This is a genomic window from Cupriavidus sp. 05T42 (assembly GCF_056396345.1).
On record NZ_JBFTLH010000004.1, the window covers coordinates 168083 to 179938 of the forward strand.

The following is an 11856-nucleotide window of genomic DNA, read 5'->3' on the forward strand; positions in this document are numbered from 1 at the left end:
TGCCGGGATCAGTGCATGACCAGCGGGTTGTTCATCACCGTATCGAACTTGCCGAGGAATTCATCCACCTCTTCCACGGATGGCTCGCTCTCGATCAGACGCGTCACGTCGGCGCGGAAGGTCTCGGCCATATGGCCACCGAGGAAAATTTCGCGTTTCAGGTTCTTGTCGACGATTTCGTAGCCGCCCGAGGCAAGGGGCGCATGCTCGACATCTGCTCCAAACTCGACAATGCAGTAATTGTCGCTGTTGTAGATCATTTGCATTGCGCTACCTCCTGGCGTCATGGTTGGCGACAATCCCGCGGATTATTGCGGTTTCCGGCGTAAACCGGCGTGAATGCCGCGATTTCACCTCCAAGCTGAGGGTAGTCGTCCGTAATTCAAGTTCTGCTGCCGGACGAAACCTTGCGTGCAATTGCTGCCCTCCTAGGTTGGGCATCGGCGCCGCACGCAAGTTTCTTGAGCGCCGAGCAGTTCTGTATTCCAAAATCTTTCAGCTTCTTACTACGGCACGTCGCATTGACCGCCACATGCCGCATTGCCGAGGAACGCATCGAACACCGCGAAAAAGCGTTCCGGCTGTTCCAGGAACGGCAAGTGCGCGGCCTCGGGCAATACCTCGAGCTTCGCACCGTGGATCTTGCTGGCAATGGATTGCGCCATCGAAACGGGCGCACCCTCGTCGTTTTCGCCCACGATCACCAACGTGGGGCAATGAATCCGGCCGATGGCCTCCGAGAGGTCGAAGGCCACGATGGCTTGCGCCACCCCGACGTAGCCTTCCACCGGCGTCCCCAGGAGCATCCTGCGGATCCTCTCGACCGGCTCCGGATGCGCTTCCCGGAATCCGGCCGTCAACCACCGCGCCAGCGTGGCGTTGACCATGCCCGCCATGCCATGGGCCTCGGCCTGGCCGATGCGGTTGGCCCACATCGGGTGCGCCGTCATCGGCGTATGGTCGTGCGTGTCGACCAGCGTCAGCGACAGCAGCCGCTCCGCATGCCGCACGCCGAGCGTCTGCCCGATCATGCCGCCCACCGACACCCCGCAGAAATGCGCCTGCGGTATCTCTAGGGCGTCCATCAGCGCGGCCACGTCATCGGCCAGTCGCGCCATCGTATAAGACCCGATCGGGGCATCGCTGCCGCCATGGCCGCGCAGGTCGTACCTCAGTATGCGATAACGGGGCGCCAGATGCTGCACCGTGTCGTCCCAGAGCGACAGATTCGCCCCCAACGCGTGCGCCAACACCACCCACGGGCCGTCCGAACCATCGATGCGGACTTGCAGGTCCACGTCGCCAGTGCGTATGCGTCGGGGGGTCGTGTCAGCCATATGTCGGTCTCCGGGGTGTCACAGCACGAATCATTCTCATCGTCCCTCAGTACTACGATAGACGAGATCAATCTGTGTGCCATCGGGTTCCGTCTGACGGAGGCGCGCCGGCAGCCATTTCAGCGCCGGCGCCAGCCACACTTCCACGCGCCGTTTATCGCCCGGATGCCGTGGCAGGCGCACGAAGTGCTTCGTCGTGACCATGCCGTGCACGCCGATCTCGATGGTCTCCTCGCCCACGTATTGCACCTGCATGGGCTCCACCTCGCGGGTATCGGCCACATTGAAGGTGTCCGTCACGCCCGGCGCGGCATAGCGCTGGGGGTCGGCGGCGACCCATCMGACCAGTTGCAGGAACACGCTGAAGCGGTCCTGGAAGTTCTGCGGCATCGGCACCTGGCCGCCACGCGTTTCAAACACGATTTGCCCGGCGGCCGGGTCGAAGCGCGCCACTTCCTTCTTGCTGCGGCGGGCTTCCTCGTAGCGCAGCGGGGTCAGCCCGCCCGGCCCCATCTGGCCGGCGCTCTGGAACACGAAGCGGAACCACAGCACGCGCGTCTCCACCACCAGCCGGTAGTGGCCGCCGTCCTGCTCCCAACGGATCAGGCCGTCCGGGTTCTGCACGCCGTTGACGTAGCTCGAGTAATGCATGGTGGCCGAGGGCGGCGGGCTGTACTGGGGCGATGCCGGCGCGGGCGGGGCCGGGGGGGCCGGCGCGGCGGTGGCGGTGGCGCCGGCTGGCGCGGCACCCTCCCCGCCGGTGCCGGTCACGGCGCCGGTCTCGCCGGACGGCGTCGTGGCCAGGTCCGGCGCCGCCTGGGGCTCGGCCGGGGCGGGCTGGGGCTGCGGGGCAGGCTGGGTCTTGGGCACCGKGCGGGGCCGGGGGCGCGGGGCCGGGGCAGGCGGGGCGGGCGGCGGCAGCAGCATCGCCTCCATCGATGGCGGAATGCTGATCTCGGGCAAGCCCGGCAGCGGCATGCGCAGCAGCCCGAGCAGCACCAGCAGGTGCGCAATCACCACGCACACCACGACCGCGATCACCGCGACCCAGCGCCGCCTGAGTCGCCTGCGTGGCTTCGTGCTATCGCGAGGGGTGGCCGGCGGGTCCGGCCGAGTGGCTTGCGCCAAGGTATCCGAGTTCCGAAGAGATCTGTCGGGCGATGTCCCGCACGCGGCGGTCCACCGAACCGCCCCATTCTGCATCGAATACGCGCTGCGCGCCGAGCACAATCAGCGCCATCGACAAATGCCCGTTGGCGTCGAACACCGGCAGCGAGATCGCGTTGATGCCCGGCAGCACGCCACCGCGCGTGCGCGCCGCGCCCTGGGCGCGCACTTCGGCGCAGATCGCGTCGTAGTCGGCCAGCGAGGCGGGCATGTCCGGCAGCGGCGTGGCGCCGCGCGTAGCGAATTCCCGTTCGATCAGCGGCAGCGTCTGGCGCCGCGACAGGTAGGCGCCATACAGCCGCCCCGTGGCCGAGTTCAGCATCGGCATGACATCGCCCAGCCGCAGGCTCACGCTGACCGGATGGCTCGATTCTTCCCAATGGACGATGGTCGGCCCGTGGTTGCCCCACACGGCGATGCCGACGGTCTGGTCGATCTCGTCGCGCAACTGGGACAGCACCGGCCGCGCCTTGCGCACCGGATCGAGCCGGTTCAGCCCCGCCAGACCCAGTTGCAGCGCGAACGGCCCGAGGTCGTAGCGCCCGCTCACGGCGTCCTGCGCCACCGCGCCAAGGCGCTGGAAGCTCACCAGGTACCGGTGGGCCTTGGCCGGCGGCATGTCGGCGGCGGCGGCCAGGTCGCGCAGCATCATCGCGCGCGGCGAGGCCGCCAGCGCCTGGAGCAGCCGGAAGCCGACCTCGATCGACTGGATGCCCGCGCGCTTGCCATCGTCCTCATTGGAAGGATCGGCGGCGTCATCGAGGCGGGAATCGTCGGGTGCGGTCATGCGGGGCGAAGGTGGAAGCGGCGTTGCCGGCCATTCTATACGGCAGCCGGCGGCCCGGCGCCCCGGGTCCGGTAGACTACCGGCCACCGCACATCGACGATTGCCCGCACCCCCATGAAACTCGCAACCCTGAAGGACGGTTCGCGCGACGGCCAGCTCGTGGTCGTCTCCCGCGACCTCAAGACCGCGCACTTCGCCACCGACATCGCCGGCACGCTGCAGCGCGCGCTCGACGACTGGGCTTTCCACGCCCCCCAGCTCCAGGACCTCTACGATGCCCTGAACGCCGGCCGCGCCCGCCACCCGTTCCCGTTCCAGCCGAAGGACTGCATGGCGCCGCTGCCGCGCGCCTACCAGTGGGCCGACGGCTCGGCCTACGTCAACCATGTGGAACTGGTGCGCAAGGCGCGGGGCGCCGAGATGCCGCCCGAGTTCTGGACCGATCCGCTGATGTACCAGGGCGGCTCGGACGACTTCCTCGGCCCGCAGGACGACATCGTCTGCGCCAGCGAGGCGTTCGGCATCGACTTCGAGGCCGAGGTGGCCGTGATTACCGGCGACGTGCGCATGGGCGCCACGCCCGAGCAGGCCGGCGAAGGCATCCGCCTGGTGATGCTGGCCAACGATGTCTCGCTGCGCAACCTGATTCCGGCCGAACTGGGCAAGGGCTTCGGCTTCTTCCAGAGCAAGCCGGCCACGGCGTTCTCGCCGGTGGCCATCACGCCGGACGAACTGGGCGAAGCCTGGCACGACCGCAAGGTGCACCGGCCGCTGACCGTGCACTGGAACAGCAAGAAGGTGGGCGCGCCCGACTGCGGCACCGACATGGTGTTCGACTTCGGCCAGCTCATCGCGCACATCTGCAAGACGCGGAACGTGCGCGCKGGCAGCATCGTCGGCTCGGGCACCATCTCGAACGTGGACCGGAGCAAGGGCTACTGCTGCATCGCCGAGCAGCGCATGATCGAGACCATCGAGGGCGGCCAGCCGGTCACCGCGTTCATGAAATATGGCGATGCGGTGCGCATCGAGATGCTCGACGCCCAGGGCCAGTCGATCTTCGGCGCCATCGACCAGCTCGTGGCGCCGCGCTGACGCGCAATGTGCCTATAATTGTCCGACCGACCGGTCGGACAATTGATCCCATGCCGGCGGAACCCTCCCTTGCCACGGAAGCCGCCCCATGACCGCAGAGACCCCCGAGACCCCGGACACCACCCTCTCCCCGCGCCTGGCGCGCTACGCGTCGCTGACGCTGCGCCGCCACGGCCCCGTGCTCGAGGTCATCATGGGCGCGGCGCAGTCCGCCAACCAGAAGCTGGCCACCGCCGACGCCGGCATGCACCGCGAGCTGGCCGAGATCTGGCGCGACATTTCCGCCGATCCGGACATCCGCGTGGCCATCATCCGGGGCGAAGGGCGCGGCTTCTCGGCTGGCGGCGACCTGTCCCTGGTCGAGGAGATGGCCAACGACTTCGCAACCCGCACGCGGGTCTGGCACGAAGCGCGCGACCTGGTCTACAACGTCATCAATTGCGACAAACCCATCGTCTCGGCCATGCACGGCCCGGCCGTGGGCGCCGGGCTGGTGGCGGGGCTGCTGGCCGACATCTCGATTGCGGCCAAGACCGCGCGGATCGTCGACGGCCATACCCGGCTCGGGGTGGCGGCGGGCGATCACGCCGCCATCGTGTGGCCGTTGCTGTGCGGAATGGCCAAGGCCAAGTACTATCTGATGCTGTGCGAGTCGCTCAGCGGCGAGGAGGCCGAGCGCATTGGCCTGGTATCGCTGGCAGTGGACGAAGACCAGCTGGTGGCCAAGGCGTTCGAGGTGGCGAACCGGCTCGCGACGGGGTCCCAGACGGCCATCCGCTGGACCAAGTACGCGCTGAACAACTGGCTGCGCATGGCCGGCCCGGCGTTCGATACCTCGCTGGCACTCGAATTCATGGGCTTTGGCGGCCCCGACGTACATGAAGGCATGGCGAGCCTGCGCCAGAAGCGGCCGCCTGAATTCCAGTAACCGGCCAGCCAAGGTGGAATGATCGGCCCTGGCGGCCCCCCACGGAGAGCGCGCGACCATGTTCGGACAGATCCCCGATTTCACCAATGGCTTCGAATTCCTGCGCCGCATCTGGAGCGCCGGCGGCAGCCTGCCGGGCGGCGGCATGATGCCCGGCCTGAGCGCGATGACCCCGCCGATGGACCTCGACGAGGTCGACAAGCGCATCCACGACCTGAAGGCTGTGGAAGGCTGGCTGCAACTGAACGCGAGCCTGCTGCGCACCACCATCCAGGGGCTGGAGGTACAGCGCGCCACGCTGGTGGCCTTGCAAACCTTCGGCAACGCGCTCTCCCCGGAAGCCATGCAGACGGCGATGGAGAACGTGGCGCGCGCGGCCAACGCGCCGAGCACCTCGCCGCCGCACCCGTTCCGTCCGTCCCCCGCCTCCGAGACCGTCTCCGAAGCGGAAGCCGACGCGGCCAATGCCGAGGACGACGAGGACTTCGACGCGCCGCCTGAAGTGACCGCCGGAGCCGCCGAGGGCGAGGAACCCGAAGCCGCCCCATCGCCCGAATCCGCCGGTCCCGCCCCACTGCCGCCCAACGCGAGCMTGTGGTGGGACCTGCTCCAGCAACAGTTCAGCCAGATCGCAGGCAGCGCGACGGCGGCCACCGCAGCGCCGTTCGGMAACCTGGGCGGATTCGGCGCGATGGGCGCCCCGGGCGCGGAGGGCGTGGCGCCCGCCGCACGGGACAATCCTGCCCCGAACGGCAAGGCGAGCCCGAAACCGGCGGCCAAGCGTACGCCGGCAAAGAAGCCCGCCGCGAAGAAAGCTGCCACCAAGGCTGCGAAGCCCACCACCAAGAAACCCGCCACGAAGAAGCCCAAGCAGMCCGCCGCGAAGACACCTGCCGCGCCGGGCACCCCCGAGGACAGCGTCGAGTGAGCCGCCGGTGAACGTCGCGCACGCCGACCCGGCCGTCCGCGCCAGCCAGCGCCAGCGCACGGCGCTGGTCATGATGGGCGGCGGCGCGCGGGCGGCCTACCAGGCCGGCGTGCTCGCCGGCATCGCCCGTATCGCCGCGCGGCATGGGCTGGGGCATTGTCCGCTGCCGTTCGGCATCGTCACCGGCACCTCGGCCGGGGCGATCAATGGTGCCGGCATGGCCGTGGGCGCCGCGGACTTCCAGGCCGCCACCGACCGCCTCGCCGCGCTCTGGCACGGCATTCATGCCGACGATGTCTATCGCACCGGCGTGCTGGGCGTGGGCGCCTCGGGCGCGCGCTGGCTCTCGTCGCTCGCGTTCGGCTGGATCACGCGCCACGCCCCGCGCGCGCTGTTCGACAGCGCCCCGCTCGACAGCTTCCTGACCGAGCTGTTCGAACCCGGCCGCGTGCAGGCCAGCCTGGACGCCGGCGTGCTCCAGGCCTTCGCCGTGACCGCGCTGTCGTACAGCACCGGCCGCCATGTCACCTTCTACCAGTCGCACCGGCGCATCCACCCGTGGCAGCGCAGCCAGCGGCTGGCCGTGGAAGCGCCGATTGGCGTGGACCACCTGCTCGCCTCCTCGTCGATTCCGTTCCTGTTCCCGGCCGTGCCGCTCGAGATCGAAGGTCATCACGAATGGTTCGGCGACGGCACGATGCGCCAGATGTCGCCGCTCTCGCCGGCCATCCACCTCGGCGCGTCGCGCATCCTGGCCATCGGCGCGGCGTCGCGCCCGCGGCCGGGCTGGTTCGATACCGTGCCGTCCGGCGGCTATCCGTCGCTCGCGCAGGTGGGCGGGCAGGCGCTGGCCAGCATCTTCCTCGATGGCCTGCAGGCCGACATCGAGCGGCTGATGCACATCAACCGGCTGCTCGCGCGCATGCCCGAGGCTGCCGGCGAGACCGACGGCTGGCGCCCGGTGGAAGTCATGACGATTTCTCCGAGCGAACCGATCGAGTCCATCGCCGCCCAGCATGTGCACCGGCTGCCGCGCACGGTGCGCGCGATGCTCGCCCCGCTCGGCGGTACCGAGGCGCGCGGCGCCGCGTTCGCGAGCTACCTGCTGTTCGAGCCCGAATTCACCCAGGCCCTGCTGGCGCTGGGCGAGCGCGATGCCGCAGCGGAGGCGGACGGCATCGCGGCCTTCCTCTATGGCGTGGTGCCCGAAACCGGCCACGCCACCGCGCGCGCCACCGATCCCGCGCTGACGCCCTACTAGCCCCCTGAGCAGCCGTCCCGGCGTCGCTTTTCGGCCTCTCAGGTCGCAATTCGTCCACTTTCCTGGGGCCAGCCCCGCTGGTTCCTCAGCCGGCACAGCGCAAGAAAAGGGCAACGTCTGTTGCAATCCCTAGTAATCGCACTAAAAAGGAACTAGAGAAAAGATTCGAGAATAATTCCCATCTGGTAGAATCCGCCCGTAATTTCAAAGGCTTACCATGCTCTACCCCGAACTGTTCAAATCATTGGAATCGGTCCGCTGGCACATGGACAAGGACATCCCCTGGGATTCCTTCGACCCCAGCCTGCTGACGGACGACCAGGCGAAGACCATCCGCATGAATGCCATCACCGAATGGTCCGCCCTGCCGGCCACGGAGATGTTCCTGCGCGATAACCGCCACGATTCCGACTTTTCGGCGTTCATGAGCATCTGGTTCTTCGAGGAACAGAAGCACTCGCTGGTGCTGATGGAGTACCTGCGCCGCTTCCGCCCGGACCTCGTGCCGACGGAAGAAGAACTGCATGCCGTGCGCTTCGAGTTCGATCCGGCCCCGCCGCTGGAGACACTCATGCTGCACTTCTGCGGCGAGATTCGCCTGAACCACTGGTATCGCCGTGCTGCCGAATGGCACACCGAGCCGGTGATCAAGCACATCTACCGCACGCTGTCGCAGGACGAAGCCCGCCATGGCGGCGCCTACCTGCGCTATATGAAGAAGTACCTGGCGCAGTTCGGCGACTCCGCGCGCGCCGCCTTCGCCAAGATCGGCGTGCTGATGGCTTCGGCCCGCCGCACGGAAAAGCCGCTCCACCCGACCAACCTGCACGTGAACAAGGCGTTGTTCCCCAACGACACCGTGCAGTCCCGCCTGCCGGACCCGGACTGGCTCGAGCACTGGCTCGACKAGCAGATCCGCTTCGACGAAGTGTGGGAAAAGAAGGTGATCGAGCGCATCCTGCACAACATGTCGCTGCTGTTCGAACGCACGTTCGACACCGTGCAGGAACTGAACCGCTACCGCAAGGAACTGAACGCCAGCCTCGTGGCAGCAGGCCAGCAACCGGCCTGATCCCCGCGACCCACGCCGTTCAATGACCGCTCCCGCTTTCGAATCGAAGCTCGTTCCCGMTGACGACGCGGCCGCGCTGCGCGCCGCCGTGGCCGCCCTGCCGCGCCCGCTGGTCTTCACCAACGGCGTGTTCGACATCATGCACCGTGGCCACGCCACCTACCTCGCGCAGGCGCGCGAGCTGGGCGCGGCGCTGATCGTGGGCGTGAATAGCGACGGTTCGGTGAAGATGCTGGGCAAGGGCGATGACCGCCCGCTGAACCATGAGTCGGACCGCATGGCGCTGCTCGCAGCGCTGACCTCGGTCGATCTGGTGGCGATGTTCCGCGAAAAGACGCCAGTGGAGCTGATCCGCCTGGTGCGCMCCGACATCTATGTGAAGGGCGGCGACTACGACATCGACACCCTCGAGGAAACCCGCCTCGTCCGTAGCTGGGGCGGCCAGGCCTACGCCATCCCCTTCCTGCACGACCGCTCCACCACCAAGCTGCTGACCAAGGTGCGCCAGCAGGGCTGATCAGCCTCGCTGTTCAACCTTCGGCGCCCGATCCGGGCTGTTTCGCGCCGCGCGCCTGCGTGCCGGCCCGGCACGCCTGGAGCGACTCCGCGCCATACCGCAGGCGCACTTCATCCATCCTTGCCCGCACCGCATCGTCCGAGGACGTCACGCGCAGCCATTGGCGCGAGACCGGCCGCGGCGCGTCCGTAATCAGCGCCGTGCGCACGCCCTGGGCGCGCAGGGATTCGAGGAAGCGGTCGGCGCGCTCGCGCTCCCGGAACAGCCCCAGCGACACGGTATAAGACGCCGACKACGCCTCATCGTCCTCGTTGCTCACCACGGACACATCGGTCACCTTGCGGCGCTTCAGCTCCGCCAGCTTGCGGTCGGCGTTCTCGCGCGTGGGCTGGGCCGGCAGGTGGACCCACCAGCGCACCTGTTCGGTCCGTTCGAACTGCTGCACCGGCAGCGAAGCCCCGGCGGCGATGGCGGCGAGGTCTTCACGCGCCCGCGCCACGGTCTGGGCCGAGAAACCGCCGATCTCGAAGCAGGCATCGGCGCGCGGGGCCGGCTGGGCCACGGCCAGCGAGACCGTGCCGGCGGGGGTGGGCGTCAGCGCGCCGCGCGGGGAGCCTGCCGGAGCGCCCGGGGCCGGGCGTACAGTGGCGGTATCGGCAGGCGGCTCAAGCCGCATCCGCTMGCCGCGCACCTGCTGGGACACCCGCTGCGGCTCGCGCGGGCTTTCCATCCAGCCAGCCAGCGGGTCCGGGCCGAACCCGCCCAGCACGGCGGCCAGCAGCAGCGCGTTGACGAGCAGCAGGATCAGCAGCAGGGCGGTCGGGCCTTTCTGGGACATGGAAGACGGTTCGGTTGGGCGATGCAAGATCGCCTGGCGGCTGCCTCAGGCCCCGGTGGCCATCGCGTGCAGTCCAAGCAGCACGAGATTATCGTGCATCTCGAACGGCATCGCGAGTGCGCCGGAGAGCGCCTGTCGCGCCCCGCCCGAAAGCAGGCAGCGCACCGGCCCGCGTTCGGCCAGCGCCCGCCAGGAGCGCTCCACGGCGCCAGCCTGGGCGGCCAGACAGCCGGCGGCAATGGCGTCGTGAGTGTTGTCAGCGCCCAACGCTCGCACCGCCCGCGCGGCGCCCGCGCCGGTGTCGAGCACGTCGAGCGCCGGCAGTTGGGCCGTGTTGCGGGCCAGCGAGCCGAGCATCAGCGCCACCCCGGGCAGGATCAGCCCGCCCTCGAAGCGTGCCGCGCCATCGGCCTGCGTGGTGACGATGTCCAGCGTGGTGGCCGTGCCGGCCGTGACGATCAGCAGCGTCTCGCCGGGCAGCCAGCGATGCGCGCCGATGCTGCCGACCCAGCGGTCCACACCCAGTTGCGTGGGTTCGCGGTAGCCGTTGGCGAGGTCGCCGTGAGCGGCCGTGGTGCGTACCCATTGCAGCGTGGGGGCGGCCCCGAAGGCGTCGGCCAGCGTCGCCGCCACTGCCTTGCCAATCGCCGCCCCGGCCACATTGGCGATCCAGACCGACGGCACGCCGCCATCCGCCAGCCCCCGCCATGTGCCGACCAGCGCCGCCAGTTCCGCCGGCGCGGCGTGCGTGGCGGCGCCCGCGTGGCGCCACGGGGTGGGCAGGGTGCCGGCCGGCGCGGCCGCGTCGGTGTCGTCCGTACTCCACGCCCACTTGAGCCGGGTATTGCCGATATCTATCAGCAGGCGCGCGCTCATGCCGTCGCTCCGCGCAAGGACACCTCGCCGCTGGCGATCCGTTGCAGCCCGTCCGCCGTCTCCAGCAGCAGGTGGCCGTCGCCGTCCACACCCCGGGCGAGGCMCTCGGCCAGCAGCGTGCCGTCGTGCAGCAGGCGCACCGGCTCGTCGCGGAAGGCATCGCGCGCAGACCAGCGGGCCGMCATCGGCGCGAAGCCTTCGGCCAGGAACACGGCGCGCATCGCCGCCAGCCGGTTCAGCACGGCGCCGAGGATCTMGGTGGGATGGTGGGCGGGGTCGAAGCCCGGCAGCGCCTCGGCCACACCGGCCAGCGGGCGGCCCAGCGCGGCTTCCATACGGGCATCGCGCACCAGGTTCAGGCCGATGCCGATCACGGCCCAGAGCGCGCCGGGCCGCGCCGGCACCGATTCGATCAGGATGCCGGCCAGCTTGCGGCCGTCGATCTGAAGGTCATTGGGCCATTTCAGGCCCACGCGGGTGCCGAGCGCGGGGTTCACGTCCTCGAGCGCCTCCGCCAGCGCCAGTCCCACGGCCAGGCTCAGGCCACTCAGGCGGGCCGGCGGCAGCGCCAGCGGCATGGCCACCGAGAAGGTCAGCCCCGCCTGCCCCTGCCAGGGCCGGCCCTGACGGCCGCGCCCGGCGGTCTGGCGATAGGCCACGCGCACCTGCGCGCGCTCGTCCCCCTCCACCCAGCCCTCCACCCAGCCGGCGCTGCGGCAGGCCTGGGTCAGGTCGGCGTTGGTCGAGCCGGTTTCCTCCACCACCTCCACGGTCCAACCCCGTGCAGGGCCGGTGTCCAGCGCGGTGCGCAGCGCGCCGGCGTCGATGTGCCACGCGGGCAGCGCGGCGGCATCGTCGGCAAGGCTGGGAATGCTGGGGTGGGGGCGGTCGGGAGGCGCGGTCATGCGGGGCGGGTCAGGGTGGCTTGGGGCAGTTAGCCGCGATTGTAGCCGCGTCGCCCGATTTGGCCGGATTGGCCCGATCCCGTGGCTGTCGGACAGCCCCGCGTGGCCGTGTCAGAGGATGCCCGGTCGCCACGTCACGGCCGGT

13 protein-coding genes are annotated in these 11856 nt (G+C 69.4%); 6 read left to right on the forward strand and 7 right to left on the reverse strand.

Going from position 1 to position 11856, the window contains the following annotated elements; translation table 11 throughout:
* Window positions 1–8 precede the first annotated feature (8 nt).
* The 4 genes from AC1EJR_RS06940 to AC1EJR_RS06955 all read right to left on the reverse strand — a co-directional run bounded on the left by AC1EJR_RS06940 (window position 9) and on the right by AC1EJR_RS06955 (window position 3291).
* Window positions 9–266, reverse strand: a complete 258-nt coding sequence (locus AC1EJR_RS06940; protein WP_092291295.1) for a BTH_I0359 family protein — start codon at window positions 264–266, stop codon at window positions 9–11.
* A 240-nt stretch (window positions 267–506) separates the two neighbouring features.
* Window positions 507–1337: a 3-oxoadipate enol-lactonase gene (pcaD, locus tag AC1EJR_RS06945; protein WP_092291293.1), complete on the reverse strand. Its 831-nt coding sequence runs from the start codon at window positions 1335–1337 to the stop codon at window positions 507–509.
* 36 nt (window positions 1338–1373) lie between these two features.
* On the reverse strand, window positions 1374–2378 hold the full coding sequence (locus AC1EJR_RS06950) for a DUF3108 domain-containing protein (protein WP_477146919.1): 1005 nt from the start codon (window positions 2376–2378) through the stop codon (window positions 1374–1376).
* A 40-nt stretch (window positions 2379–2418) separates the two neighbouring features.
* A complete protein-coding gene (locus tag AC1EJR_RS06955; RefSeq protein WP_092291291.1) occupies window positions 2419–3291 on the reverse strand; it encodes an IclR family transcriptional regulator in 873 nt (290 codons plus the stop codon).
* Between the two features lie 114 nt (window positions 3292–3405).
* On the opposite strand from AC1EJR_RS06955, the gene AC1EJR_RS06960 reads away from it, so the two are divergent.
* The 6 genes from AC1EJR_RS06960 (at window position 3406) to rfaE2 (ending at window position 9092) form a co-directional block, all read left to right on the forward strand.
* Window positions 3406–4386 (forward strand): fumarylacetoacetate hydrolase family protein, encoded by a 981-nt coding sequence (locus AC1EJR_RS06960; RefSeq protein ID WP_092291289.1) that lies wholly within the window; start codon window positions 3406–3408, stop codon window positions 4384–4386.
* A gap of 88 nt (window positions 4387–4474) precedes the next feature.
* Complete coding sequence (locus AC1EJR_RS06965) at window positions 4475–5314, forward strand: enoyl-CoA hydratase/isomerase family protein (RefSeq protein ID WP_092291287.1); 840 nt, start codon at window positions 4475–4477, stop codon at window positions 5312–5314.
* A gap of 58 nt (window positions 5315–5372) precedes the next feature.
* Window positions 5373–6242: a PhaM family polyhydroxyalkanoate granule multifunctional regulatory protein gene (locus tag AC1EJR_RS06970; RefSeq protein WP_477146920.1), complete on the forward strand. Its 870-nt coding sequence runs from the start codon at window positions 5373–5375 to the stop codon at window positions 6240–6242.
* A 70-nt stretch (window positions 6243–6312) separates the two neighbouring features.
* On the forward strand, window positions 6313–7503 hold the full coding sequence (locus AC1EJR_RS06975; RefSeq protein ID WP_477112792.1) for a patatin-like phospholipase family protein: 1191 nt from the start codon (window positions 6313–6315) through the stop codon (window positions 7501–7503).
* Window positions 7504–7720: 217 nt separating this feature from the next.
* Window positions 7721–8575, forward strand: coding sequence for a ferritin family protein (locus tag AC1EJR_RS06980; RefSeq protein ID WP_477146921.1), 855 nt, complete (start codon window positions 7721–7723; stop codon window positions 8573–8575).
* Between the two features lie 22 nt (window positions 8576–8597).
* Window positions 8598–9092, forward strand: coding sequence for a D-glycero-beta-D-manno-heptose 1-phosphate adenylyltransferase (gene rfaE2 / locus AC1EJR_RS06985; protein WP_477146922.1), 495 nt, complete (start codon window positions 8598–8600; stop codon window positions 9090–9092).
* Window positions 9093–9105: 13 nt separating this feature from the next.
* Here rfaE2 and AC1EJR_RS06990 read toward each other — a convergent pair whose 3' ends face one another.
* The 3 genes from AC1EJR_RS06990 to AC1EJR_RS07000 are packed head-to-tail and all read right to left on the reverse strand — an operon-like array spanning window position 9106 to window position 11711.
* Window positions 9106–9930, reverse strand: a complete 825-nt coding sequence (locus tag AC1EJR_RS06990; RefSeq protein WP_477146923.1) for an SPOR domain-containing protein — start codon at window positions 9928–9930, stop codon at window positions 9106–9108.
* Between the two features lie 45 nt (window positions 9931–9975).
* Window positions 9976–10806, reverse strand: coding sequence for a type III pantothenate kinase (locus AC1EJR_RS06995; RefSeq protein ID WP_477112761.1), 831 nt, complete (start codon window positions 10804–10806; stop codon window positions 9976–9978).
* Window positions 10803–11711, reverse strand: coding sequence for a biotin--[acetyl-CoA-carboxylase] ligase (locus AC1EJR_RS07000; RefSeq protein ID WP_477146924.1), 909 nt, complete (start codon window positions 11709–11711; stop codon window positions 10803–10805). Before AC1EJR_RS07000 ends, AC1EJR_RS06995 begins: the two co-directional genes overlap by 4 nt.
* Window positions 11712–11856 lie beyond the last annotated feature (145 nt).